At 56.8% G+C, this 23,946-nt stretch carries 24 protein-coding genes; 5 read left to right on the top strand and 19 right to left on the bottom strand.

Features of this window, described 5'->3' with window-relative positions; translation table 11 throughout:
- Nucleotides 1-64: 64 nt before the first annotated feature.
- The 10 genes from NR114_RS12480 to NR114_RS12435 all read right to left on the bottom strand — a co-directional run bounded on the left by NR114_RS12480 (nucleotide 65) and on the right by NR114_RS12435 (nucleotide 6,523).
- Complete coding sequence (locus NR114_RS12480) at nucleotides 65-460, bottom strand: DoxX family protein (protein WP_020831809.1); 396 nt, start codon at nucleotides 458-460, stop codon at nucleotides 65-67.
- A 294-nt stretch (nucleotides 461-754) separates the two neighbouring features.
- Nucleotides 755-1,042: a YqjK-like family protein gene (locus NR114_RS12475; protein WP_048759871.1), complete on the bottom strand. Its 288-nt coding sequence runs from the start codon at nucleotides 1,040-1,042 to the stop codon at nucleotides 755-757.
- Entirely contained in the window at nucleotides 1,039-1,443 is a 405-nt protein-coding gene (locus tag NR114_RS12470) for a phage holin family protein (protein ID WP_020831806.1), read from the bottom strand. Before NR114_RS12470 ends, NR114_RS12475 begins: the two co-directional genes overlap by 4 nt.
- A gap of 2 nt (nucleotides 1,444-1,445) precedes the next feature.
- On the bottom strand, nucleotides 1,446-1,751 hold the full coding sequence (locus NR114_RS12465) for a YqjD family protein (RefSeq protein WP_020831805.1): 306 nt from the start codon (nucleotides 1,749-1,751) through the stop codon (nucleotides 1,446-1,448).
- A gap of 164 nt (nucleotides 1,752-1,915) precedes the next feature.
- Nucleotides 1,916-2,287: a DUF1090 domain-containing protein gene (locus tag NR114_RS12460; RefSeq protein ID WP_046372566.1), complete on the bottom strand. Its 372-nt coding sequence runs from the start codon at nucleotides 2,285-2,287 to the stop codon at nucleotides 1,916-1,918.
- A 221-nt stretch (nucleotides 2,288-2,508) separates the two neighbouring features.
- The gene (mzrA, locus tag NR114_RS12455) at nucleotides 2,509-2,880 is read right to left on the bottom strand and encodes an EnvZ/OmpR regulon moderator MzrA (RefSeq protein WP_020831802.1); all 372 of its coding nucleotides are present in this window, start codon (nucleotides 2,878-2,880) and stop codon (nucleotides 2,509-2,511) included.
- Nucleotides 2,880-3,560, bottom strand: coding sequence for a DedA family protein (locus tag NR114_RS12450; RefSeq protein WP_020831800.1), 681 nt, complete (start codon nucleotides 3,558-3,560; stop codon nucleotides 2,880-2,882). The genes mzrA and NR114_RS12450 overlap by 1 nt, the downstream gene beginning before the upstream one ends.
- Nucleotides 3,561-3,699: 139 nt before the next feature.
- Nucleotides 3,700-4,146, bottom strand: a complete 447-nt coding sequence (locus tag NR114_RS12445) for a hypothetical protein (protein WP_020831799.1) — start codon at nucleotides 4,144-4,146, stop codon at nucleotides 3,700-3,702.
- A 185-nt stretch (nucleotides 4,147-4,331) separates the two neighbouring features.
- Entirely contained in the window at nucleotides 4,332-5,108 is a 777-nt protein-coding gene (exuR, locus tag NR114_RS12440; RefSeq protein ID WP_020831798.1) for a transcriptional regulator ExuR, read from the bottom strand.
- A gap of 116 nt (nucleotides 5,109-5,224) precedes the next feature.
- On the bottom strand, nucleotides 5,225-6,523 hold the full coding sequence (locus NR114_RS12435) for an MFS transporter (RefSeq protein ID WP_048759868.1): 1,299 nt from the start codon (nucleotides 6,521-6,523) through the stop codon (nucleotides 5,225-5,227).
- 388 nt (nucleotides 6,524-6,911) lie between these two features.
- Here NR114_RS12435 and uxaC point away from each other — a divergent pair, with 388 nt between their 5' ends.
- A complete protein-coding gene (gene uxaC, locus NR114_RS12430; RefSeq protein WP_234529782.1) occupies nucleotides 6,912-8,324 on the top strand; it encodes a glucuronate isomerase in 1,413 nt (470 codons plus the stop codon).
- Nucleotides 8,325-8,344: 20 nt separating this feature from the next.
- On the top strand, nucleotides 8,345-9,835 hold the full coding sequence (locus NR114_RS12425) for a UxaA family hydrolase (RefSeq protein ID WP_256814122.1): 1,491 nt from the start codon (nucleotides 8,345-8,347) through the stop codon (nucleotides 9,833-9,835).
- A gap of 57 nt (nucleotides 9,836-9,892) precedes the next feature.
- Here the strand turns inward: NR114_RS12425 and sstT are convergent, their stop codons facing one another.
- The 7 genes from sstT to NR114_RS12390 all read right to left on the bottom strand — a co-directional run bounded on the left by sstT (nucleotide 9,893) and on the right by NR114_RS12390 (nucleotide 15,584).
- Nucleotides 9,893-11,128 (bottom strand): serine/threonine transporter SstT, encoded by a 1,236-nt coding sequence (gene sstT, locus NR114_RS12420; protein ID WP_020831792.1) that lies wholly within the window; start codon nucleotides 11,126-11,128, stop codon nucleotides 9,893-9,895.
- A gap of 267 nt (nucleotides 11,129-11,395) precedes the next feature.
- Nucleotides 11,396-12,373: a TerC family protein gene (locus tag NR114_RS12415; protein WP_020831791.1), complete on the bottom strand. Its 978-nt coding sequence runs from the start codon at nucleotides 12,371-12,373 to the stop codon at nucleotides 11,396-11,398.
- Between the two features lie 258 nt (nucleotides 12,374-12,631).
- Complete coding sequence (locus NR114_RS12410) at nucleotides 12,632-13,363, bottom strand: glutamine amidotransferase (RefSeq protein WP_122080279.1); 732 nt, start codon at nucleotides 13,361-13,363, stop codon at nucleotides 12,632-12,634.
- 1 nt (nucleotide 13,364) lies between these two features.
- Complete coding sequence (locus NR114_RS12405) at nucleotides 13,365-14,345, bottom strand: Gfo/Idh/MocA family protein (RefSeq protein ID WP_256814121.1); 981 nt, start codon at nucleotides 14,343-14,345, stop codon at nucleotides 13,365-13,367.
- A 100-nt stretch (nucleotides 14,346-14,445) separates the two neighbouring features.
- Nucleotides 14,446-14,958 carry a M48 family metallopeptidase gene (locus NR114_RS12400; protein WP_020831788.1) on the bottom strand — a complete coding sequence of 171 codons (513 nt, stop codon included), beginning with the start codon at nucleotides 14,956-14,958 and terminating at the stop codon, nucleotides 14,446-14,448.
- Nucleotides 14,951-15,274, bottom strand: a complete 324-nt coding sequence (locus tag NR114_RS12395) for a HigA family addiction module antitoxin (protein WP_041414990.1) — start codon at nucleotides 15,272-15,274, stop codon at nucleotides 14,951-14,953. The genes NR114_RS12400 and NR114_RS12395 overlap by 8 nt, the downstream gene beginning before the upstream one ends.
- 13 nt (nucleotides 15,275-15,287) lie before the next feature.
- Nucleotides 15,288-15,584 (bottom strand): type II toxin-antitoxin system RelE/ParE family toxin, encoded by a 297-nt coding sequence (locus NR114_RS12390; protein WP_256814120.1) that lies wholly within the window; start codon nucleotides 15,582-15,584, stop codon nucleotides 15,288-15,290.
- Between the two features lie 224 nt (nucleotides 15,585-15,808).
- Here NR114_RS12390 and rlmG point away from each other — a divergent pair, with 224 nt between their 5' ends.
- Nucleotides 15,809-16,948 carry a 23S rRNA (guanine(1835)-N(2))-methyltransferase RlmG gene (gene rlmG / locus NR114_RS12385; RefSeq protein WP_020831785.1) on the top strand — a complete coding sequence of 380 codons (1,140 nt, stop codon included), beginning with the start codon at nucleotides 15,809-15,811 and terminating at the stop codon, nucleotides 16,946-16,948.
- A 44-nt stretch (nucleotides 16,949-16,992) separates the two neighbouring features.
- Here the strand turns inward: rlmG and NR114_RS12380 are convergent, their stop codons facing one another.
- Entirely contained in the window at nucleotides 16,993-19,014 is a 2,022-nt protein-coding gene (locus tag NR114_RS12380) for an FAD-dependent oxidoreductase (RefSeq protein ID WP_256814119.1), read from the bottom strand.
- A 418-nt stretch (nucleotides 19,015-19,432) separates the two neighbouring features.
- Between NR114_RS12380 and NR114_RS12375 the strand changes: the two genes are divergently transcribed.
- Entirely contained in the window at nucleotides 19,433-21,052 is a 1,620-nt protein-coding gene (locus NR114_RS12375) for an ABC-F family ATP-binding cassette domain-containing protein (RefSeq protein ID WP_020831783.1), read from the top strand.
- Between the two features lie 14 nt (nucleotides 21,053-21,066).
- Here the strand turns inward: NR114_RS12375 and NR114_RS12370 are convergent, their stop codons facing one another.
- A complete protein-coding gene (locus NR114_RS12370) occupies nucleotides 21,067-22,551 on the bottom strand; it encodes a PLP-dependent aminotransferase family protein (protein ID WP_174574810.1) in 1,485 nt (494 codons plus the stop codon).
- Between the two features lie 128 nt (nucleotides 22,552-22,679).
- Here NR114_RS12370 and NR114_RS12365 point away from each other — a divergent pair, with 128 nt between their 5' ends.
- The gene (locus NR114_RS12365) at nucleotides 22,680-23,945 is read left to right on the top strand and encodes a 4-aminobutyrate--2-oxoglutarate transaminase (protein ID WP_256814118.1); all 1,266 of its coding nucleotides are present in this window, start codon (nucleotides 22,680-22,682) and stop codon (nucleotides 23,943-23,945) included.
- Nucleotide 23,946 lies beyond the last annotated feature (1 nt).

The raw sequence follows: 23,946 nt of genomic DNA, 5'->3' as shown, positions 1-23,946 counted from the left end.
CCTTCGTGTCCGAGTGAAAAAGCAGAAGGGCCCGCTTACCGGGCCCCGTTTCGCTATTAAAAACTTACCACTTCTTGTTCAGCAAACGGTCGATACTGAAACCGCCCGGGCCGGCAACAGCCAGTACCAGGAAGCCGCCGGCGATGGCCAGGTTCTTCATGAACATCAGCTGGTTTACGCCTTCCGCAAAGTTAGTATGGAACAATAACGCGGTCAGCACAGTAAAACCGGCGGTGAACAGCGCTACGGTACGAGTCAGGAAACCGAACATGATTGCCAGACCGCCGCCAAATTCCAGCAGGATGGTCAGCGGCAACAAGAAGCCAGGCACGCCCATTGATTGCATGTACTGTTGGGTTCCGGCATAGGCATCGCCCATTTTGCCGTAGCCTGCCACGATAAACAGGATTGTCATCAAAATACGCGCAACCAGCAAACCTGTATCTTCTAATTTTTTCATCATTTACTCCAAAGTGATTTTTGTTTGCCAGTCTTGGCGTTTTCATGTCGGTGGGCGGTATGCCGGGTATTTAGCCCCGTGCGGCCCGTCTCGTGTCGATGGAGTGAATGTTAATCGGGAAGCGTACGCTTTGTTAGCAAGTAAAACTGTCGTATTTTTTCAAAAAAACTGAATCTTTAGCCTGCTAACAAAGAGAGGGGAATCAGAATGTTGCCCAGCCTTCACCGACAGAAAAGGGAATTTTCTGCGAAAAGGCGGGCTTAACAACGGAAGAATTGAAGGAACTGCGAAAGGTTATTTGTTGGAAAAGGTTTTCTGGATCAAACGGATAGTGCCAAAGACACCAAAAGCGCGACGAGACCAGCGAATCAGCTTGCTCGGATGGCGTATACCGTAGATGGCCATCACGCTGGAGCCGACCACCAGGTATTTACGCAAGCCGAAAACCGTTTGCCAGCCGCGGTCGATACGCTCGGTCTTTTCCAACCACAGGGTTTTGTTTTCCGCAAGATCCAGCCTTTGCTGCTGGATCTTGCGGACGAGCTTCTCTTTTCTCCATTCCAGATAGCGGCGACGATTCATTTTTCGTCCTCCAGCTCGGAACGGTCGATCTCCAACTGTTTGCGCGTGGCACCCAGCAACGTGGAGCGGCGAGCCTTGACCAGTGTCCAAATGGCACCGAACACGGCCAGGAACAGCAGCACCCCGGTAGTGGCCCCTAACGCCATCAGGCGGTAGATAGGATCGATGGCCCAGAAAATCAGGATCAACAGGCTCATCAGGCCAAATGCGGTGAACAACAGCGTCATGCCGGCCATGATCAGCAACTGAATGAGGTTGGCTTTCTCCTCTTCCAACTCGACCACTGCCAGACGGACACGGGTCTCCACCATACCGACCAGAATAGTAATGATGCGCTGGGCGACATCCAGGACCCCCTTGGCGGGGCCCTGTGCACGAACTTGCGGTTGTTGTTCAGCCATAATTAGCGGCGAGCTAACAGAACGCCCAGAACCACACCGACTGCGGCGCCGATACCGATACCAGTCCACGGATTATCACGAACATATTCGTCCGCCTGGCCGGCGATCTGTTTGGTTTGAGAAGCCAGTTTGTCCCCGGCATCGCTCAGGCGAGCACGGGTATCCTTCAGTGCGCCTTCAGCTTTGGAGCGCAGCTTTTCCAGTTCGGCTTTTGGCTTATCGGTGGAAGAGTTCAACACTTCTTCCAGCGTATCGGCTAAGGATTTAAGTTCAGCGCGTAAGTTTTCTGCATTTGAATCATGTGCCATGTGATAATTCCTTAACGTTAACTGAGACAGACTTTTAACATAGCGGATTTTTTCGCCGGAGCAAAGGGGGGATGAGTAGTTGATATCACTAAGCATCCATTTCAAATACGGTAAAAATCCCGCATGGTGCGGCTCTCAGCGATAAATCCGCTAGTGTAAAAAAATTATTCCGCTTGGGCTTGCTTAAGCTCGGCTTGAGCTTCAGTCAGCTTTTTCTGTTTCTTGGCAATTTTATCCAGATTGCCGGCCTGCTGAGCTTCTTTCAGCTCCTGCTGACGTTCGGCTACCTTGCTTTGTTTCTCATCGATTTTTTTCTGGCGATCGGCTTTCAGGCCGGCTTCGGTGCAATGCGTTTGCACTTCGCTCAGTGCCGTTTTCAGCCCAGCAACACGGTGAGTGTTGCCATGCTGGGTGGCGTAATCGATCTGTTTTTGAATCTCTTGTGCTTTGGCTGCACAACCGCCCTCAGCCGCAAACGACAGGGCCGGGAAGACGAAGAATGGGAGAGCCAGTAACATCGATTGGCGTAATTTCATGCTATCAATTCCTTGTTAATGGGAGGCGCTAGAACGCATCCACTGTTCCTGACTGCCAACAGGGGCAGTGCGACAGGAGTCTTACGTGGCTGACTGACGCTAACTTTGAGCATAGCCATAAATCGTGAAGACCCCAAAGAATCCGCCACAGTTCGGTGGTGATTGATGCTTAATTGAACAGGGCGGTGTTATGAAAGGAAACCCTTTCATATGAAAGGGTATTATCCCAGATTAAGGGGAGAGCGTGCAAATTCACGTACCCAATGGGTAGGTACTGGGGATTCGCTCAGGGCAATGATGTACCCCGGCGGCAGAATGGTTTGCAAGGCCTCGCGCGCCAGCAACTGCTGTTCCGGCGAGTCCAGGCGGATCACCAGACCGTCGCCTTCCGGAGTAATGCTTTTGATGCGAATACCGCGTTGATCCAGCCGCTGATAGACATAAAAACCGTCAGGCAGCGAAAGGCCTTGCTGCCCTGCGCGAATGCGTAGCTCGCTCTCGGTGCGCACCATGCAGGGCACCAACAGCGTGGCGAGTGCCAGCAAAGCGAGCGCAATCAGCAAAACATATTGCCAGCGCGGGCGCTTGATCATCACGCCCCTTTCCCCTGGTCCTGGCTGTCGGCGCGTTTCTTGCGCCACAAGACGATCAGCGAGCCGACTAACCCGACAACCAGCAGCACCAGCGGCAACAGCATCAGGCAGAACATCAGCTGGTCTTCATACTTACGAAATACCGGGGTTTTGCCCAGCGCAAAGCCCAGTGAGGTGAGGATCACGACCCACAGCAGGCCGCTCATCCAGTTAAAGAACTGGAAGCGGGCATTGCTCAGGCCAGACAGGCCGGCAATGGTCGGCAGCAGGGTGCGGACAAACGCCAGGAAACGACCGACCAGCAGGGCGGAAAGCCCGTGGCGGTGGAACAACTGGTGTGCCCGTTGATGATAGTGAGCCGGCAGATGCGACAGCCAGCCCTGTACCGTTCGGGTATTGCCGAGCCACTTGCCCTGTATGTAGCTGACCCAGCACCCCAGGCTGGCGGCGACGGTCAGGATCAGGATGGTGAGCGGGAAATTCATGGTGCCTTTGGCGATCAGGACGCCGACCAGGATCAACAGGCTATCCCCTGGCAGAAAGGCTGCCGGCAGCAGACCGTTTTCCAAAAACAGGATCATAAACAGCAGCACGTAGAGGGTCCAGACCAGCGAAGGGTTCGCCAGCGTCTCAAAATCCTGCTGCCATAAGGCATGTAACAGTTCTTTAATGATGTCCATCCGGTGTTCCTAAAACGTCATTGTTTATTTTATTTCAGCGGCTGATCGAGTGTGGGCCGAAAGCGCGCGGGCGATGCTGGCTGCTGATAATGATGAAACGGCGTTGCTTTTTAGTAGATTCTAGTCGGTGCGACACCGGTCATGAGTGGTAAGTCAGCGTGCCACGGTAAAGCATATTACTTTCTTTCCAGCCGCCTAGCCTGTTTTGCTGCTGCGGGGTGTGCAGCGTCCAGTTGACCTGGGCAAGCCGGTTGAGCGCAGGTGAGTTCTGGCGCGGGAGTTTGGTGCGGTGGCCCAGCTCTGCGGCCAGGGTATAGACCGGCGGTAATTGGGCGCAGGTCGACAGCGAGCCGGAGAAGGAATGCAACCGCGGCAATAACAACGGCAATTTACCCGGCTTTTTTCGCTGCAGCTCTGCCGGTGACCGATAAACCTGGTCGTAAGGGGAAAGCAGCGGATCGGAGAGCGAGGGTAAACTGCTCAGCGATGTAGGGGTTGCTTTGGAAGGTGCCGCGCATAGCTTTTGGCCGGAGACCGAACCGGTCCAGCAAAAAAGAGCAATAAGCATGGCAAACAACCAGCGCATGTATTCGCGTCCCGCCCCGTAGCAGAGGGTAAAAAAGTGGCTCAACTTTACCAAAATAGCACGATTGGCAACAGGGAAATCTACGTTGCCAGCGGTGAAATACTACACGGCAAATCGCCGTTCAGGCATCGATTCAGCGGATTTTACAATACCTGACATAACCCGACGATTTTTGACCGCCTGGGCTATTTATTTTCGGCGGCTACGCCATCGAGATGCACTACCGGATTATCGGCGAACAGGTAGCGGTCGGCATTATATTCAAAATCGTCGCTGGTGGCGTTGAACAGCATCTGCTTGGTGTTTTCCAGGTGCTGCCACATGGCCAACTTGGCGGCGTAAGGATCTTTACGTATCAATGCCTTGAGGATCTGATCGTGGTCGTCGCACCAGCTGGCGATGGAGCGATCGTCGATATGCTCATGCAGCTTGATCCAGTACGGGTTATTCACCCGCTGAACCCACATTTTTTCCACGATGGTAGCCATGGCCGTGTTCTGAGTGGCCAGCGCCACCTGCACGTGGAATTTCAGATCCCACTGCGAGTCGCGGAAGCGATCTTCCTTGCGCGCCTGTTCCTGGATCTCCATCAGTTGGACGATGTCCTGCTTGGTAACCTGGGTCGCGGCGAATTCGGCGATGTTGCTCTCAATCAGTTGGCGTGCCTGCAGCAGCTCGAACGGCCCGGCGGTGGCAAATTCAATGCTGTCGCCCGGCACCACCAGATGCTTTTGCTGGTTGGACATCACGTGGATCCCGGAGCCTTTGCGTACGTCGACGTAGCCTTCCACTTCCAGCATGATGATCGCTTCGCGCACCACGGTACGGCTGACGTTCATCTCTTCGGCAATGTAGCGCTCGGCCGGCAGCTTATCGCCCACCGGGTATCGGCCGCTTTCGATACGCTGTTTAAGCTCGGCGGCCAGTTGCTGATACAGGCGTCTGGTTTCAGTGAATTCCATAGTGAATGCTCTTTGGATAGGGAGGGGCGCATGGCCATGGATTTGTTATACCACTTATCCGGCAGAGCTGCCAGTGGACTCCGGGGAGCGCCCGGCGCGATGGCCGGGCTGCGGGATTAATGGCGCGCGGGGGAGGGTTCCAATACTGCCTCTTCGGATTGCGTAGCGGGGCGATTTTGCAGGACGGTCCAGATAACGATGGCGCCGAGAATATCGAATACCGACAGTGCGGCAAACAGCGGGCTGAAGCCCAGGGTGTCCGCCAGGGCGCCGACCACCAGGGCAAACAGGGTACTGGCGGTCCAGGCCGCCATGCCGGTCAGGCCGTTGGCGGTGGCCACCTCGTTGCGACCGAAGACGTCAGAAGACAGGGTAATCAGTGCACCAGACAGCGCCTGATGGGCAAAGCCACCGACGCACAGTAGTGCAATAGCCGCATAGGGGCTGGTAAACAGGCCTATCATGCCAGGGCCAATCATCAGCACAGCACCCAAGGTAACCACCAGCTTACGTGAAACAATCAGGTTCACTTTAAAGTGTTTCTGGAAAAACGGTGGCAGGTAACCGCCGACGATACAGCCCAGATCGGCGAACAGCATCGGCATCCAGGCGAACATGGCGATCTCTTTCAGGTTGAAGCCGTAGGCTTTGAACATGAATAACGGGATCCAGGCATTGAAGGTGCCCCAGGCCGGTTCTGCCAGAAAGCGCGGCAGCGCGATGCCCCAGAACTGGCGGTTGCGAACAATCTGCCAGGCGGACATTTTCTTGGCGTTGCCGGTTTGGTGCTGTGCTTCCTGCCCACCCAGAATGTACTCGCGCTCTTCGTCGCTGAGTTTCTTCTGGTCTTTCGGGTGTTTATAGAAAATCAGCCAGCAGACAGCCCAGATCAGGCTCAGCACGCCGGTGATGATGAACGCCATTTCCCAACTGTGCGCGACAATCGCCCAGACCACCAGCGGTGGCGCCAGCATGCCGCCTATTGACGAGCCGACGTTGAAGTAACCCACGGCGATGGAACGTTCTTTGGCTGGGAACCACTCGCTGCTGGCCTTCAGCCCGGCGGGGATCATTGCCGCCTCCGCCATGCCCACAGCCCCGCGCGCCAATGCCAGCCCGCCCCAACTGTTGGCCAGAGCCGTGCCCATGCAAAACAGCGCCCACAGGATGGCGAACATGGCGTATCCGACCTTGGTACCCAAGACGTCCAGCACATATCCCGCCACCGGTTGCATCAGGGTATAGCAGGCAGAATAAGCCGCGACGATGTAAGAATACTGCTGCGTGGTGATGTGTAAGGTGTCTTCCAGCGTGGGCGCGGCGACGGCGATGGCGTTACGCGTCAGGTAACCCAGCACGGTGCCGATGGTCACCAGCCCGATCATGTACCAGCGTAACCCTTTAATTTTACGCATCCGAAATATCTCCCAGTCTTGAATTGGCGGCGCCCTGTCGGCGACAGCGTTTTAAGGGGTTATCCCTTTATCGTTGATTTGCGCCGGCCTGTTCATGACCGGCGTATTCCCGCCGCAAGCACGACTGGGTGGCGAGACAATAACTTGTCATACAGATTTAAAAGTTGAGTGATATCACAAAAGCCATTTTTCAATTCGGCAATACTGTTTGCCGCATTATTGGGCTGTTTAGGCGCTATCTGGCCGCAAAAATGCCGGTAAACGGCCTTTTCTGGGTCATGGCAGCCTGGCTGAAGGCGATATTTTGCTGGACGCCCAATAAAATTGGTGTGATAACTTTGTCGCATTGAACACTGTGTCGAACGGCAAGCAAGGTGAGGAGCCAGCTATGGCGACGTTTTTAAACGAAGATTTCTTGCTGGGCAGCGAATTCGCCCGGCGTTTGTATCATGACTATGCGGCGGAGCAACCGATCTTTGACTATCACTGTCATCTGCCGCCGGAACAGATCGCCGAGAACACCCGTTTTAAAAATTTATACGAAATCTGGCTTAAGGGTGACCACTACAAATGGCGGGCGATGCGCACCAACGGGGTGGCAGAACGGCTGTGTACCGGCGATGCCGGCGATCGTGAAAAATTCGATGCCTGGGCTGCCACCGTACCGCATACCCTAGGTAACCCGCTTTATCACTGGACCCACCTGGAGCTGCGTCGTCCGTTCGGTATCACCGACACGCTGCTTTCCCCGATGACGGCGGACGATATCTGGCAGCGCGGCAATGCCCTGTTGGCGCAGGACGATTTCAGGGCGCGCGGCATCATGCAGCAGATGAATGTGAAGATGGTTGGCACCACTGACGATCCTGTCGACGATCTGCGCCACCATAAAGCCATTGCCGCCGACAGCAGTTTCGATATCAAGGTGTTGCCAAGTTGGCGACCGGACAAGGCGTTTAATATCGATGCGCCGGGCTTCAATGACTATCTGCAAAAGCTGCAAGCGGCAGCCGATATTCATATCGGTCGATTCAGCGCGCTGTGTGACGCGTTGAAAAAGCGCATGGATCATTTTGCCGCCCATGGCTGCAAGGTGGCTGACCATGCGTTGGACGTGGTGGTTTATGGAGAGGCGGATGAAGCTGCACTGGATGCGATTTTAACGGCGCGCCTGAGCGGCAAGCTACCTGCGGCAGAGCAGAGTGCCCAATTCAAAAGTGCGGTGCTGCTGTTCCTGGCGGCAGAATATCAACGCCGTGAATGGGTGCAGCAATATCACATCGGCGCGCTGCGCAATAATAACAGCCGCATGCTGGCCAGTGTCGGCCCGGATATCGGCTTTGATTCGATAAATGACCGACCGTTGGCGGAGCCACTTTCACGCCTGCTGGATGCCCAGGCGCGTCAGGGGGGCCTGCCGAAGACCATCCTGTACTGCCTCAACCCGCGTGACAATGAAGTGATCGCCACCATGGTCGGTAACTTCCAGGGAGAGGGCACGCCGGGCAAGATGCAGTTCGGTTCCGGCTGGTGGTTCAACGATCAGAAAGACGGCATGCAACGTCAGATGACGCAATTGGCGCAGCTCGGCTTGTTGAGCCGCTTTGTCGGTATGCTGACCGACAGTCGTAGCTTCCTGTCTTATACCCGCCATGAATATTTCCGCCGCATCCTTTGCCAGATGATGGGGCGTTGGGTGGCAGACGGCGAGGCACCGGCAGATATTGCGCTGCTGGGCGAGATGGTGAAAAACATCTGCTTCGACAATGCCAAGAACTATTTCGCCATTGAATTGGCGTAGCCGTTGCCCGAGGTGGGTTTATGCAAAGCATGGTAAAAATTCATTCGCTGGATAATGTCGCGGTGGCACTGCGCGATCTGGCGGCCGATGAAACATTGATGCTGGACGGCACGGCAATTCGGCTTGCGCAGCCGGTAGCGCGCGGGCATAAGTTTGCGCTACGGCCGATTGCCGCCGGTGAGGCAATCATCAAATATGGTCTGCCGATCGGCCATGCGCTGGAGACGATTGCTTCCGGTGTACATATTCACTCGCAAAATGCCAAAACCAACCTGAGTGACCTGGACAGCTATCAGTATCAGCCGCAATTTCCCGTATTACCGCCGCAGGCTGCGGATCGGGAAGTGCAGCTTTATCGCCGCAGCAGCGGGGAAGTGGGGATCCGCAACGAGCTGTGGATCATACCGACCGTTGGCTGTGTCAACGGCATTGCCCGACAGATCCAGCAGCGCTTTTTGAAGGAAACCCAGGATGCGCAGGAGATCGACGGCGTGCACCTGTTCAGTCATCCGTTTGGCTGCTCCCAACTGGGGCAAGATCATGAGAACACCCGCACTATGCTGCAAAACATGGTGCGCCATCCCAATGCCGGCGCGGTGTTGGTGATTGGCCTGGGGTGCGAGAATAATCAGGTGGATGTTTTCCGCAGTACCTTGGGAGCGGTTGATGATCAGCGGGTGCGCTTTATGGTCTGTCAGCAACAGGACGATGAGGTAGAGGCTGGGTTGGAGCAGCTACATGCGCTGTACCAGGTGATGCGCGATGATCGCCGTCAACCGGGCAAGCTGAGTGAATTGAAATTCGGGCTGGAGTGCGGCGGGTCTGACGGGCTGTCCGGCATCACTGCCAATCCGCTGTTGGGGCGTTTTTCCGACTATCTGATTGCCAACGGCGGCACGACGGTACTGACTGAAGTGCCGGAGATGTTTGGCGCCGAACGGATCCTGATGAGCCGCTGTCGCGATCGTGCGACGTTCGACAAGACCGTCAGCATGGTTAACGACTTTAAACAGTATTTTATTGCCCATAACCAGCCGATTTATGAAAACCCTTCGCCGGGCAACAAAGCCGGTGGGATCACTACGCTGGAGGAGAAATCGCTCGGCTGCACGCAGAAAGCCGGGCACAGCCAGGTGGTGGACGTGCTCAAATATGGCGAACGGCTGCGGCAACCCGGTTTAAACCTGCTGAGTGCGCCAGGCAATGACGCGGTAGCGACCAGCGCGCTGGCCGGTGCCGGCTGCCATATAGTGTTGTTTAGCACCGGGCGCGGTACGCCCTATGGCGGTTTCGTACCGACGGTGAAGCTGGCGACCAACAGCGAACTGGCGGCGAAGAAGCCGCACTGGATCGACTTCGATGCCGGTCGACTGATCCACGGCACCCCGATGGAAAGTCTGCTGGAGCAGTTTGTCGATCTGATTGTGGCGATTGCCAATGGTCAGCCAGCACGCAACGAAACCAATGATTTCCGTGAGTTGGCGATTTTTAAGAGTGGAGTGACATTGTAAGGCTACAGTCGTAAAAAAGGCGCCCGATCACGAGCGCCTTCTGGAACATTTTGGGGATTAACGTACTTTCAGCGGGTCTTCATCCGCTAAACGCTGATCTTCCGCCTGACAGGCAGCTGCGGTGAACAGCACGTCGGTCGAGGAGTTCAGCGCGGTTTCGGCGGAGTCTTGCAGTACGCCGATGATAAAGCCGACTGCCACCACCTGCATTGCCACGTCGTTCGGAATGCCGAACATGTTGCAGGCTAATGGGATCAGCAGCAGTGAACCGCCTGCCACGCCGGAAGCGCCGCAGGCACAGATAGCCGCGACGACGCTGAGCAGCAACGCCGTGGGCACATCAACCGGGATCCCCAGAGTATGCACCGCCGCCAGCGTCAGCACGGTAATGGTGATGGCGGCGCCGGCCATGTTGATGGTGGCACCCAGCGGGATGGAAACCGAATAGGTGTCTTCGTTCAGATTCAGCTTTTTGCACAGCTCCATATTCACCGGGATGTTGGCAGCTGAGCTGCGGGTGAAGAAGGCGGTCACGCCGCTTTCGCGCAGGCAGGCAAACACCAGCGGATAAGGGTTGCGACGGATTTTCCAGTAAACGATCAGCGGGTTCAGCACCAGCGCCACCAGCAACATACAGCCGATCAGCACCACCAGCAGTTGCGCATAGCCCCAAAGCGCCCCAAAACCGGTATCCGCCAGCGTCGAGGCCACCAGACCGAAAATACCGAGTGGAGCGCAGCGGATCACCGCGCGTACCACCAGGGTGACCGCATGTGACATATCGTTAATCAGCGATTTGGTGGTTTCAGAGGCGTGGCGCAGCGCCAGCCCCAGACCCACGGCCCAGGCCAGAATGCCGATATAGTTGGCGTTAATCAGCGCATGGAACGGGTTGGCGACCACGCTCATCAGCAGGCCTTTCAGCACCTCAATAATGCCGCCCGGCGGGTTGATATCCGCATTGCCGGTCACCAGCGCCAGGTTGGACGGGAACATAAAGCTGACCACTACCGCCACCAGCGCCGCGGCGAAGGTCCCCAGCAGGTAGAGGAACAGGATCGGGCGGATATTGGTTTTTTGCCCGTGCTTGTGGTTGGCGATTGAGGCCATGACCAACACCAACACCAATACCGGCGCTACCGCTTTTAGTGCCCCGACGAACAGGGCGCCAAGCAGGCCCACCGCAGAAGCTGCTGCCGGTGAGATTAACGCCACGATAATCCCGGCCACCAGGCCGATCATGATTTGTTTAACCAGGCTGCCCTGTACGATCCTGTGTAGTAAGTTTTGCATAATGCTTTTTCCCGATGATGTTGCGTACAGACTTTGTCACCTCGGTGGGAACGCCACCGGACAACTTTATAGGGATCTGTAACCAAGTGTGTTTGCCGAATCAGTATTCAGTAAAGCCTGGGTATTGGAAAGGGGAGAGGGTGAAATTCTGAGCGCGGATCAACTCTTTATAACATACTGATTACATTTGTGTGATCGCAATAACATTTGGCGTTTGGGGGGAATTGCCAAACAATCGCGGGGCGGCAAGCCGCCCCGACTAACAGATTATGGTGCTTTATGATTGGCCAGACGGTCGTTACGACGGTTAACCCAGGCGTTGATCACCAACGTTAACGTCAGGATACCGGCCACCACGCCGAGCGAAACGCCGATCGGGATATGGAAGAAGTCGATAATCAACATCTTGACGCCGATAAACATCAGGATAATCGACAGGCCGTATTTCAGCATCGAGAAGCGCTCTGCCACGTTAGCCAGCAAGAAGTACATGGCGCGCAGGCCCATGATGGCGAACAGGTTAGAGGTCAGAACGATAAACGGATCCGTGGTCACAGCGAAAATTGCCGGGATGCTATCGACCGCAAAGATCACGTCACTCAGTTCGACCAGGATCAGCACCAGCACCAGCGGCGTAGCGAACAGCAGGCCGTTGCGGCGCACGAAGAAACGTTCACCTTCCAGGTTGTCGGTCATACGCAGGTGGCTGCGCAGCCATTTCACCAGCGGCTTGTCACCAATCGCCGAGTCATCTTCTTTTGCCAGCGCCATCTTGATACCGGTAAACAGCAGAAACGCACCGAACAGGTACAGCAACCACTGGAACTGGGTCACCAGCCAGCTGCCGGCGAAAATCATGATAGTACGCAGCACGATCGCGCCCAGTACGCCAAAGATCAGCACCCGACGCTGCAGGTTGGCCGGAACGGCAAAGTAGCTGAACAGCATCAGCCAGACGAAGACGTTATCGACCGCCAGCGCTTTTTCGATCAGATAACCGGTGAGGAAGGCCAACGCCTGGGTGTCGGCGACGGCGCGCCCGGCGGTTTGGTTCAGGTAGTACCAGAAGCCCAGGTTGAACAGCAAAGAGAGGCTGACCCACACCAGCGACCAACTGGCGGCCTGCTTGAGCGTCATGGTGTGTGCGCCTTTGCGGCCTTGCAGCAGTAAGTCGATTGCGAGCATCACAACTATGATGGCGGCAAAGCTGCCCCATAACCAAGGTGTGCCAACGGTATTCATCATCAGAGGTATCCTTCAAAAACAAAAACGGCCAACGTCGGAAGACGCTAGCCGCTCTTATGAACGCTGCAAGCAAACCTCGCCTTCCGGCAAGGTCTCACTTACAACGTTGATGAAGGTGCACTGATCGTGCCCGTTACATCATGTTGCCCGGTAACCGGATGCTTGCGCATCGTAATGACGATTGACCGGCAATGAAGTTACTCCCCTTTGCACGGCAGAAAGTAATGCAAAATATGTCAGCGGTCAACGTTTATTAAGTTACCCGGCCAGGGCTTTTTGCGCGCCGAGGCTGACGACAAATCCCTGCAGCAGCAGCCGACTGAACGGCGTATCGCTAACCTGCTGTTGCTTAAGCTGATACGCTGCCTGCTGCTCTGGATACAGCTCACCGAGCCAGCTCAGATACTGGTGCATCACCGCGCCGTTAAATTCCGGATGGAACTGGGTCGTCAGCACGCGATCGCCATAACTGAGGATCTGATAGGCATCCTGTTGCGACCGGGCCAGCACGACTGCGCCGGCGGGGGGCGTCAACACGCTCTGTGAGTGGATCAGATTGGCTTTGAAGCGCGGCGGTAACATCGCCATTCGCCGGTCGTTGGCGGCGGCGGGCAGCAATTCGACGTCCAATGTGCCGACTTCCATACCCTGCGGGTGATAACCGACTTCACCGCCAAGCGCATAGGCCAACAGCTGGTGCCCGTAGCAGGCACCGAAGATCGGCAGTTGGATCTGCATCGCCTGGCGCAGCCACTCGGCGGCTTGCTCGCTCCACGGCAGCCGTTCGGTCACCATCGCCGGTGAACCGGTGATCACCACGCCGGCGTAATTTTGCGGCGGCAGCGGCTGCTCGCCTGCGGGAAGGTGCACGATCTGCACGCGATCGGCATCAATGTTCCCCTGTTGCAAGAACATGCCGTCGAAGTTGGCCTTTTCCCGACGGATAACCTCTGGGGCATCGCCGGTTTGCATCAGTAATAAGGGTTTCATGTCACTCTCCGTCGGCAGGGAAGACCACGCCGGTCTGGCGGCGAATTTCGGTCAGCAGGCGGGCGATAACCAGTGAATTCTCCAGCCCCGGGTGTTCCACCTGCCGTTTTTCCACCAGATCGGCGAACACCTGTGCCTCATACAACATGGTATTGATGTGCTGAGGACGGGTCAGATCCTGACGATGGCCGCCGCGTGGGGTCAGCACCACGCCCTGACACTCAGAAATTTTCTCAATCACCAGCGTTCCTTCTTCGCCCTGGATCTCACTGGGAATGTCCGAGTTGCTGACTTTGGAGTGGGAGAGGGTGACGTCGAAATCGCCGTAGTTGAGGCAAGCGGTACCGTGGGCATCCACACCGGTATCCAGCAGCGCCGCGCTGGCAATCACCGATTTCGGTTCGCCGAACAGGGCTACGGCGCTGGCCAGGCAGTAATAGCCAATGTCCATGATTGAGCCGTTGGAAAACTGCGGATTGAAGGTGTTCGGATTCTCGCCGGCCAGATAGCGCGGGTAGCGTGACGAGTATTGGCAGTAGTTGAGGAAGGCTTTGCGCAACCTGCCGATTTGCGGCAACGCCTGTTGCAGGGCCAGGAAATTCGGCAGATGAGCGCTTTTGAAAGCTTCGAACAGCACCACCTGATTTTCACGCGCGCAGGCCACCAGCTTTTCGGCTTCACGCAGGTTGGACACCAGCGGCTTTTCGCAAATCACATGCTTTTTATGGCTGAGGAACAGCAGCGATTGTTGGCAGTGAAGGGCGTTGGGGCTGGCGATGTAAACCGCATCGATGGCATCAGATTGGGCCAATGCTTCAAGGGAATCGAAAAACAGGCTGACGTGGTAGTTGGCGCCAAATTCCTGCGCTTTTTCCAGCCTGCGCGAATAGACGGCGGTCAATTTCAGCTTGCCGCTTTCGTGCGCGGCGTCGATAAAGCGTTCCGTAATCCAGTTGGTGCCCACAACGGCAAAGCGAATCATAGATATCTCCGGTTCCCAGGCGCTGTACCCTATGCGCTTCACGCGTCGCACAGGGTAGAAAGAATCAGATTATCACGGCATTTACAGAAGGCGAATCTCGCTATGCATACAGATCGCCAAACACGGAGAGGTGGGTCAGATACAGCCGGGTGTCGAACTCCAACTGATGGTAATTGGGTTCCATATGGCAGCACAGGCTGTAGAAGGCCTTGTTGTGGTCTTTCTCTTTCAGATGCGCCAACTCATGTACCACGATCATGCGCAAAAACGGCTCAGGCGCCAGCTTGAAGACCGTCGCCACGCGGATTTCCGCCTTGGCCTTCAGTTTGCCACCCTGCACGCGGGAAATGGCGGTGTGCATGCCCAGCGCGTGTTTCATCACCTGAATTTTACCGTCGTAAGCCACCTTGCTCAGCGGTTGAGCGTTGCGCAAATACTGGTTTTTCAGATCGACGGTAAACTGATAAAGCGACTTGTCGGTAGTGCAGTCATGCACTTGCGGATAGCGCTGCAACAGCACATCCCCCAGGCGTCGTTGGTCGATCAACTGTTGCACCTGGCTTTGCAGATGTTCAGGGTAGCCCTGCAGGTAGGTCAGTTCGATTTCACGCATGAGTAATATTACGCCCCAATATTTCCATAATCGGACGCAGACGCTCGCGCTGTACATTGGCCTGTCGGGCTTCCCAACGGTCGTGGGCCGCTTGCAGGTTTAGCCAGAAATCGGCGGTGGTTTCGAACAGATCGGCGAACAAGTTCGCTTCCGCAACGCTTAGGCGACGATGTCCATTGCACAAGCGATTTACCGTGGCACGGGTGACACCCAAGACCTTTGCAAGATCCTCCTGCCCAATGCCCAGCGGTGTTAAATACTCCTCTTGCAGCACTTCCCCCACCGTAGTGGGTTTCCGGCTTGTAGTCTCTAACATAGGTTCTCCGTTGCTAGGTATCTTGGTGCGGATCCAAATAAATCTGCTCAGCCGCATCGTGGCGCCATTGAAACATTAATCGCCATTGAAGATTCACCCGCATGCTGGACCAGCCTTGAAAGGGGCCGGACAGACGTTTGTAATCATTACCGGTCGGGTTATGTAAATCACATTCTTTTTGCGCAGCAGCCAGCATATCGAGTTTTCTGGCCAGTTGGCGCTCAATGGTCGAGGGGATCAAACGATCGCGCCGACCCTCCCTATAGAATTGCGCCAGGTATCCGTCTCGGAACGAGGAAATCATTTTCATTCCCATTCCATTGGGTGAATGAGTGTAACATTTAAAGTTACATCAAGTCAGATTAAAAATTGTCCAGTTCAGAATAAGCGGAATGAATGCTATAGCTTTGAGGAGTGAAAAGCGGGATTGGCTTTCCACGATGCGAGTTAATGCGCAATTTATCCGAAAAAACATTTTACTGCCGGACGTTTTTAGGGGATAAACAGCCCAAATTTTATCAGTCAGGAGGGGCAATGAGCCAACTCGATCTGGGAACACAGCAACTTGAGCTGGAACGTTATCCCCAACAGGAAGAATCCACCCAACTGCAGGCGTGGGAAGCGGCGGACGAATATCTGCTGCAACAGCTTGAAAATATAAACATTGGCGATCGTCCGGTGCTGATTTTCAACGACAACTTCGGCACGTTGGCCTGCGCATTGCACGCTTATCAGCCTTACAGCATCAGCGATTCCTACATGAGTCAGTTGGCAACGCGCCATAACCTGAAACTCAATGAACTGGATCCGGAGCAGGTGACGCTGCTGGACAGCCTGGCCGAACTGCCTGCATCACCGGCAGTGGTGCTGATCCGCATTCCTAAAGCGCTGGCACTGCTGGAACAGCAACTGCGCTCGTTGCGCAACGTGGTGGCACCGGATACGGTCATTATCGCCGGAGCCAAGGCGCGTGACGTTCACACCTCGACCATGCAGCTGTTTGAAAAGGTGCTTGGCCCAACGCGCACCAGCCTGGCATGGAAGAAAGCGCGTCTGATCCACTGCGAAGTGACGGACATTGTGCCGCCGGCGGCACCGGAAACCACCAACTGGACGCTGGACGGCACGGATTGGCTTATCCACAACCATGCCAACGTGTTCTCGCGCAGCAATCTGGACATCGGCGCGCGCCTGTTCCTGGAACATCTGCCGAAGGATCTGGAAGGGCATATTGTCGATCTCGGCTGTGGTAATGGCGTGATTGGCCTGACGGCACTGGCGCAGAATCCGCAGGCTCAGGTGACGTTTGTCGATGAGTCTTATATGGCGGTGGCCTCCAGCGAGTTGAACGTAGAGCACAACCTGCCGCAGGATCTGGATCGTTGTCAGTTTGAGGTGAACAACTCACTGGCGGGGATTGAGCGTGAAAGCGTGCAGGCGGTACTGTGCAACCCACCGTTCCACCAACAGCATGCGATCACCGATCACACCGCCTGGCAGATGTTCTGCGACGCCAAGCGTTGCCTGCAGGTGGGTGGCGAGTTGCGCATCGTCGGCAACCGTCATCTGGATTACCACCATAAGCTGAAGCGTCTGTTTGGCAACTGCACCGTTGTGGCATCCAACAAGAAATTTGTGATCCTCAGAGCGGTGAAATCCGGCGCACGTTACTGATTGACCGAGGGGCGCGGTGAATGCGCCCCTCCATGATTAGCGAATTAAAGTGCCATTGCCAGCCGCGTGCCCTGATCGATAGCGCGGCGGGCATCCAGCTCGGCGGCGACGTCCGCACCCCCAATCAAATGCACGGTTTTTCCCATCTCCAGCAGCGGTTGCTGCAGTTCGCGTCTGGGTTCCTGTCCGGCGCAGATAATCACCGTATCCACCGGTAGGCAGCTTTCCTGTTCGGCGCGTGAAATATGCAGGCCTTCATCATCAATGCGTTGGTAGTTCACGCTGTTGAGCATTTTTACACCGCGCATCGCCAGGCTGGTGCGGTGGATCCAACCGGTGGTTTTTCCCAGGCCTTCGCCCACTTTGCTGGTTTTGCGTTGCAGCAGGTAGATCTGCCGAGCAGGGCGGGCAACCACTGGCCCCTGCACCGCCAGCCCGCCGCGTTGGCTAAGCTGGTCATCGATACCCCATTCACGGTTAAATTCCGCCGGATCCAGACTGCTCGACACCCCGTGTTGGCTGAGGTATTCGGCGGTATCGAAGCCGATGCCGCCGGCACCGATAATCGCCACGCGCTGGCCGACCGGCTTTTTATCGCGTAGCACATCCAGATAGGTCAACACTTTGGCGTTGTCGATGCCGGGGATTGCCGAGGTGCGCGGCACAATACCGCAGGCAAGGATCACTTCGTCGAACTCCGCCAGATCGGCCGCCGTCACCCAGGTGCCGAGCTTCACATCGACCTCTTGCAGCGTCAATTGGCGACGGAAATAACGCAGCGTTTCATGGAACTCCTCTTTACCGGGGATCTGCTTGGCGATATTGAACTGGCCACCAATCTGATCGGCGGCATCGAACAGCGTCACCCGGTGGCCGCGGCTGGCTGCGGTGGTGGCAAAGGCCAATCCGGCCGGCCCGGCTCCGACCACCGCCAGCTTTTTCGGCTTCTCCGTTGCCACCAGCGGCATCTCGGTTTCGCGACAGGCTCGAGGGTTCACCAGGCAGGAGGTGAGTTTGCCTTCAAAAATCTGGTCGAGGCAAGCCTGGTTACAACCAATGCAGGTATTGATCTCATCGGCACGCCCTTCGGCGGCTTTCTGCACAAAAGCGGCGTCGGCCAGGAACGGACGCGCCATTGATACCATGTCGGCGCAGCCGTCGGCCAAGACCTGCTCGGCTACCGCCGGGTCGTTGATGCGGTTGGTCGTGATCAGCGGAATGCGTACCTTACCCATTAGCTTGCGGGTCACCCAACTGAATCCTGCTCGTGGCACCATGGTGGCGATGGTGGGGATACGCGCCTCATGCCAGCCAATGCCGGTGTTGATAATAGTGGCCCCGGCTTGCTCAACGGCCAGCGCCAACTGTTCGATTTCCTGCCAACTGGAGCCATCCTCAACCAGATCGAGCATCGAAAGGCGATAAATCAGGATAAATTCGTGGCCGACCGCCTGGCGTACCGCCCGGACGATCTCCACGGCAAAACGCATGCGGTTGCTGAAGCTGCCGCCCCATTGATCATCACGCTGGTTGGTGCGTGCGACCAGGAACTGGTTGATCAGATAGCCTTCGGAACCCATCACTTCGACGCCGTCGTAGCCAGCCTGCTGTGCCAAAGCCGCGCACTGCGCGAAGTCTGCGATAGTTTGCAGAATGTCCGCTTCGCTCAGTGCGGTAGGGATAAAGGGATTGATCGGCGCCTGTAGCGCGGAGGGGGCTACCGGCTGCGGCTGGTAGCTGTAGCGACCGGCATGCAGGATCTGCAGCGCAATTTTACCGCCGGCCTTGTGGACGGCGTCGGTGACGATGCGGTGATGGTCGACCTGCTCCGGGCGGCTCAGGGTTGAACCGCCGCGATAGACCACACCTTTTTCATTGGGGGCGATGCCGCCGGTGACGATCAACGCCACGCCGGCTGCAGCGCGCTCGGCATAGAAAGCGGCCATGCGCTCGGGGCCATTCGGCAGTTCTTCCAGGCCGGTGTGCATCGATCCCATCAGCACCCGATTTTTCAGGGTGGTGAAGCCGAGATCCAGCGGCGCCAGCAGGTGTGGGTAATTGCTCATTGCAGTCTCCATCATTCATCCCCTTCATCTTTCAAGCTGCAGCGTTGTTGGCTGCATTCGCTCACCCCAGTCACCTACCTGAGTAAGCTCCTGGAGACTCGCGAACTTGCTGCCTCGTGAAAGCTATTGGGTATGATCTGTCGTTATTATTATGTGCGACCTCAAGTGGTCGGATGAGATAAATCTAGCCGTTGTCTCTGTCGTTGGGAATCTGCGTTGCGCTGAATGTGATAGATGTCATGAATCTGTGCCTCTGTTTGCATGGTGAACAACAAATGGGTTAGCATTTGTTCGTCATAAATTTCCTCTCTCTACGGAGCCATCACCGAAAATGAACACACACGCCTGCTGATATCTTGTCCCACGTTGCGCACACCGGTGCCTTGTGGGGATATTTTGATTTCATTCAGGAGTGCTTATGGCTCATTTTGCGCAATCCCCTCATTTTGTTTTACATCACCTGATCTGCCAGTTCGCTGACGGCGAAACGCTGTTCGGTCCCTTGGATTTGACTTTCGATCAGCAACGCTGCGGCCTGGTTGGGCGCAATGGCGTCGGCAAAACGCGCTTGCTGCGTTTGATCGCCGGACTGGATCATCCCGGTGGCGGGCATGTTGAATCCCATGCATCGCTGGCTTACGTCGCGCAACAGCCGGAGCTCTCCCCACAGACTACGCTGGCCCAACTGCTGGGCTACGGTGAGATATTTGCCGCATTGGCCCGCCTTGAGCAGGGGCAACCGCTGGCGGACGATCTCGATCTTTTGGAAGGTCAGTGGGATCTGCGCGATCGTCTGCAGGCTGCCTTTGTCGCCGCCGGGTTACCGGCGTTCGATGCGCAACGCCCTGTGAGCGATTTGAGCGGCGGTGAACGAATGCGTGCCGCGCTGTGTGGGGCGATACTGAGCAACGCGGATTTTTTGTTGCTCGACGAACCGACCAACCATCTCGACGGCCGGGGCCGCGACTGGCTGTATCAACAGGTGGAACAGTGGCGTGGGGGCTTGCTGGTGGCCAGCCACGATCGGCAGCTGTTGGCGCGTATGCAGCGCATTGTCGAACTGACGCCGGGCGCATTGCACAGCTACGGCGGCAACTACGACGACTATCGCCGCCAGCGTGATTTGGAGCAGCAGGCCGCACGAGCCGGGCTGGAGCACGCGCGCCAGGAACGGCGGCGCACCCGGGCTCGGCAGCAGAAAGAACACGACATCAGCCAACGGCGCTCTGCGCAAACGCTGAAAACCGTCGATACGCTCAATATCGCGTCTTTTGAGCGTGTGGCCTACAAAGCGGCGGCCAAAGAAAGCCTCGGCACGCTGCGCAAGCAGCATCAGGACCAGAAGGATGCCCTCGATGCCGCCGTACGCGATGCCTATCAGCGGGTGGAAGACGACTGCCCGGTGATGCTCACCCTGCCGGGCAGCGCCGTGGTAGCGGGCAAACAGGTGCTGGTACTCGAACAGTTGGAACTGCCTTTTATCACCATGCCGCCGCTGAATTTTCGCATTGATGGCCCGATGCGCGTGGCGCTGACCGGCCCGAACGGCTGCGGAAAATCCACGTTGCTGAAGGTGATCCTGGGGCAGTTGGCGGCCAAAGCGGGGAGTTGTCACTGCCCACTGTCGACGGCTTACCTCGATCAAACCCTTTCACAGCTCGATCTTTCGCTGTCTGTGGTTGAGCATCTGGGGCTGCAGGATTCACCGCTCAATGAGGGTACGGTACGCAGTCAATTGGCGCAGTTGCAGCTAAACGCCGAACGCGTGCTGTTGCCGATGGCGGTGCTGAGCGGCGGCGAACGACTGAAGGCGGCGCTGGCCTGCATGCTGTGGCGTCGAGAGCCGGCGCAGTTGTTGTTGCTGGATGAGCCGACTAACCATTTGGATCTGGCGTCGTCACTGGCAATCGAGGCTTCGCTGGCCAGCTTCCCCGGCGCGATGCTGGTGGTTTCTCATGATGAAAACTTCCTGCAGGCGCTGAAATTGACCCATCGTTTGCAGTGGCAGGCGGGGGAATGGCACCTTCAGAGCTTATGAAGCTCATTCATGCCTTAGGGCTGCCTTCTGTTTTCAGGGTGGATGCACTCCAACAGCAGGGTAAAAGCGGCGGCCATCTGCTCTTCCGGTACGCAGGCAAAGCCCATCAGCAGGCCGCGGCGATGGTTGGGCAACATGTAGTAACGCGACAGCGGCCGTACCAGTACGCCACGCGTATTGGCTGCGGCGGCAATTGCCACATCGTCCGCCTGGTCCGGCAGGTTGAGGATCAGGTGCAGCCCGGCATTGTTATTGAATTCACTCAGGGCCTGCTTACCCAGATGCTGCTCGATAAGACCGGTGAGGAAGGCGCGCCGCCGGGCATACAGCAGGCGCATGCGGCGGATATGTGCGCTGTAGTGGCCTTCCTGAATAAACTGCGCCAGCGCGGTCTGGATCAGCAAATGGCCGCCTCGATACAGTTCCGCGTGGGCAGTTTTCAGCGCCGCCATCAGCGGTTTCGGCAACACCACATAACCCAGTCGCAGCGCCGGATACAGCGTTTTGCTGAAGGTGCCGATATAGATCACCGGCGCGTCGGCTTCCAACCCCTGCAACGCCGGGATCGGCTGACCGGAAAAGCGAAACTCGCTGTCGTAGTCATCTTCAACAATCCAGCTGCCGGCGTTGCGCGCCAAGGCCAATAACCGTTGCCGACGCGCCAGGCTCATCACCGATCCCAGTGGGTACTGGTGCGACGGCGTGACGAAAATCAGCCGCGGCGCCTCGGTAGGCTGTTCCGGTGGCACCATACCGGCTTCATCCACCGCCAACGGGCAGATATTCACGTCGTTCATCCGCAGGATATTGCGGATCCCCCAATAGCCCGGTTCTTCAATCCATGCGTCGTCGCCCGGATTACACAGCAGGCGCGTCACCAGATCTATCGCCTGATGGATGCCTTCGGTAATCAGAATTTGCTCTGGCGAACAGCGTACCGAGCGCGCTACGCGCAGATAGTCCACTAGCGCATGCTGCAGCTCCGGACTGCCGCCCTGGTTGCTGTAGGTCAACTTCTGCGGGGCCGGACGACGGCTGATACGCGCCTGGATCTTGCTGAATAACTGGTGTGGGAAAGCATTGACGTCAGGCACGCCGGGGATAAAGGCGCCCCACTGTTTGGGGCTGGCGCTGGCGTGGTGCAGCAGGGTGGCACCGCGCGCTGACAGTTCAATCCGTCGCTGTTCCCCGTCACTGCCTGCTGGCGTGCTGACGGTGGATAAACAGCTGTCCGGGACGGTTTCAGCGACAAATGTGCCGCTTCCGGCGCGCGCCAGGATATAGCCTTCCGCCAAGAGTTGTTCATAAACGGTTAACACGGTGTTACGAGAGAGGCTGAGCTCCTGGGCTAAATCCCGTGAGGCGGGCAGGCGGCTGGAGGGCGGCAGGCTACCGTCCAAAATGCTGGTGCGGATCGCATTATACAGCCGCTTATGCAGCTTATCATCCGGCTGTTCGCCAAGACGTTGCAACAGCAGGTCACCACTCAGTGAGCGCAATTGGATCCCTCAATTAATCGTAACTGGCTCTCGATTATAGGGCCACATCCTGTGTAAATAAACGTCATTGTTTCACGAATGTGAACAAACCGTTTAGCTGGCACCGACTACCGACTGGAGAGAACAACATGAAAAACGCAGAATTGAATCAACGTCGTCAGGATGCCACCCCACGTGGGATCGGCGTGATGTGCGGCTTTTACGCCGAACGCGCCGAGAACGCCACGCTGTGGGATGTCGAAGGGAATGAAGTTATCGATTTTGCCTCCGGTATCGCCGTGTTGAATACCGGACACCGTCACCCGAAGGTGATCGCTGCCATTGAGAAGCAGCTGAAGGCCTTCACCCATACCGCTTACCAGATTGTCCCTTACGAAAGCTACGTTTCGCTGGCCGAGCGCATCAACCAGCGTGCGCCGATCGAAGGACCATGTAAAACCGCGTTCTTCACCACGGGGGCGGAAGCGGTAGAGAACGCCGTCAAAATTGCCCGCGCCCACACTGGCCGTCCGGGTCTGATCACCTTCGGCGGCGGCTTCCACGGCCGCACCTACATGACCATGGCGCTGACCGGCAAAGTGGCGCCTTACAAACTGGGCTTCGGGCCATTCCCGGGCTCGGTGTTCCACGGCCAGTATCCGAATGCGCTGTACGGCGTGACCACCGAAGATGCGATGAACAGCCTGGAGCGTATCTTTAAAGCGGATATCGATCCCAAGCAGGTTGCGGCCATCGTGCTGGAGCCGGTGCAAGGTGAAGGTGGTTTCAACGTCGCACCGGCCGAGTTTATGCAGGCGTTGCGCACCTTGTGCGACGAACACGGCATTTTGCTGATTGCCGACGAAGTGCAAACCGGTTTTGCCCGTACCGGCAAGCTGTTTGCCATGGATCATTACAACGTCAAACCCGATCTGATCACCATGGCGAAAAGCCTGGCGGGCGGCATGCCGTTGTCGGCCGTAGCCGGTCGTGCAGAGGTGATGGATGCCCCGGCACCGGGCGGGCTGGGTGGCACCTATGCCGGTAACCCGCTGGCGGTGGCGGCAGCGCTGGCGGTGCTGGATGTGATTGAAGAAGAGCAGCTATGCCAACGTTCTCAACGCCTGGGCCAGCATCTGGTGGAGGTGCTGCAGCAGGCACGCCAGAGCAGCCCGGCGATTGCGGATATTCGTGCGCAGGGTTCGATGGTGGCGGTAGAGTTCAACGATCCCAAAACCGGCAAACCCTCGGCTGAGATCACCCGCCAGGTGCAACAGAAAGCGCTGGAAGAAGGCCTGCTGCTGCTGAGCTGCGGTGTTAACGGCAACGTGATCCGCTTCCTGTACCCACTGACCATTCCTGAAGACCAGTTCACCAAGGCGCTGGGCATTCTTTCCCGCGCACTGGCTCAATAAG

This window comes from Serratia sp. Ser99 (assembly GCF_024519545.1).
GTDB classification, from domain to species: domain Bacteria; phylum Pseudomonadota; class Gammaproteobacteria; order Enterobacterales; family Enterobacteriaceae; genus Serratia; species Serratia liquefaciens.
Note: the sequence above shows the minus strand (reverse complement) of the source record. Positions and strands in the feature narration are given on the sequence as shown.

What these genes read in the sequence shown, in the direction of transcription:
- sstT (WP_020831792.1), bottom strand. Translation starts at nt 11,128, where the DNA reads ATGCAAAACTTACTACACAGGATCGTACAGGGCAGCCTGGTTAAACAA.
- NR114_RS12450 (WP_020831800.1), bottom strand. Translation starts at nt 3,560, where the DNA reads ATGGACATCATTAAAGAACTGTTACATGCCTTATGGCAGCAGGATTTT.
- NR114_RS12435 (WP_048759868.1), bottom strand. Translation starts at nt 6,523, where the DNA reads ATGCGTAAAATTAAAGGGTTACGCTGGTACATGATCGGGCTGGTGACC.
- NR114_RS12365 (WP_256814118.1), top strand. Translation starts at nt 22,680, where the DNA reads ATGAAAAACGCAGAATTGAATCAACGTCGTCAGGATGCCACCCCACGT.
- NR114_RS12465 (WP_020831805.1), bottom strand. Translation starts at nt 1,751, where the DNA reads ATGGCACATGATTCAAATGCAGAAAACTTACGCGCTGAACTTAAATCC.
- NR114_RS12445 (WP_020831799.1), bottom strand. Translation starts at nt 4,146, where the DNA reads ATGCGCTGGTTGTTTGCCATGCTTATTGCTCTTTTTTGCTGGACCGGT.
- uxaC (WP_234529782.1), top strand. Translation starts at nt 6,912, where the DNA reads ATGGCGACGTTTTTAAACGAAGATTTCTTGCTGGGCAGCGAATTCGCC.
- NR114_RS12410 (WP_122080279.1), bottom strand. Translation starts at nt 13,363, where the DNA reads ATGAAACCCTTATTACTGATGCAAACCGGCGATGCCCCAGAGGTTATC.
- NR114_RS12425 (WP_256814122.1), top strand. Translation starts at nt 8,345, where the DNA reads ATGCAAAGCATGGTAAAAATTCATTCGCTGGATAATGTCGCGGTGGCA.
- NR114_RS12475 (WP_048759871.1), bottom strand. Translation starts at nt 1,042, where the DNA reads ATGAATCGTCGCCGCTATCTGGAATGGAGAAAAGAGAAGCTCGTCCGC.
- NR114_RS12415 (WP_020831791.1), bottom strand. Translation starts at nt 12,373, where the DNA reads ATGATGAATACCGTTGGCACACCTTGGTTATGGGGCAGCTTTGCCGCC.
- NR114_RS12380 (WP_256814119.1), bottom strand. Translation starts at nt 19,014, where the DNA reads ATGAGCAATTACCCACACCTGCTGGCGCCGCTGGATCTCGGCTTCACC.
- rlmG (WP_020831785.1), top strand. Translation starts at nt 15,809, where the DNA reads ATGAGCCAACTCGATCTGGGAACACAGCAACTTGAGCTGGAACGTTAT.
- NR114_RS12390 (WP_256814120.1), bottom strand. Translation starts at nt 15,584, where the DNA reads ATGAAAATGATTTCCTCGTTCCGAGACGGATACCTGGCGCAATTCTAT.
- mzrA (WP_020831802.1), bottom strand. Translation starts at nt 2,880, where the DNA reads ATGATCAAGCGCCCGCGCTGGCAATATGTTTTGCTGATTGCGCTCGCT.
- exuR (WP_020831798.1), bottom strand. Translation starts at nt 5,108, where the DNA reads ATGGAATTCACTGAAACCAGACGCCTGTATCAGCAACTGGCCGCCGAG.
- NR114_RS12470 (WP_020831806.1), bottom strand. Translation starts at nt 1,443, where the DNA reads ATGGCTGAACAACAACCGCAAGTTCGTGCACAGGGCCCCGCCAAGGGG.
- NR114_RS12375 (WP_020831783.1), top strand. Translation starts at nt 19,433, where the DNA reads ATGGCTCATTTTGCGCAATCCCCTCATTTTGTTTTACATCACCTGATC.
- NR114_RS12400 (WP_020831788.1), bottom strand. Translation starts at nt 14,958, where the DNA reads ATGCGTGAAATCGAACTGACCTACCTGCAGGGCTACCCTGAACATCTG.
- NR114_RS12405 (WP_256814121.1), bottom strand. Translation starts at nt 14,345, where the DNA reads ATGATTCGCTTTGCCGTTGTGGGCACCAACTGGATTACGGAACGCTTT.
- NR114_RS12395 (WP_041414990.1), bottom strand. Translation starts at nt 15,274, where the DNA reads ATGTTAGAGACTACAAGCCGGAAACCCACTACGGTGGGGGAAGTGCTG.
- NR114_RS12460 (WP_046372566.1), bottom strand. Translation starts at nt 2,287, where the DNA reads ATGAAATTACGCCAATCGATGTTACTGGCTCTCCCATTCTTCGTCTTC.
- NR114_RS12480 (WP_020831809.1), bottom strand. Translation starts at nt 460, where the DNA reads ATGAAAAAATTAGAAGATACAGGTTTGCTGGTTGCGCGTATTTTGATG.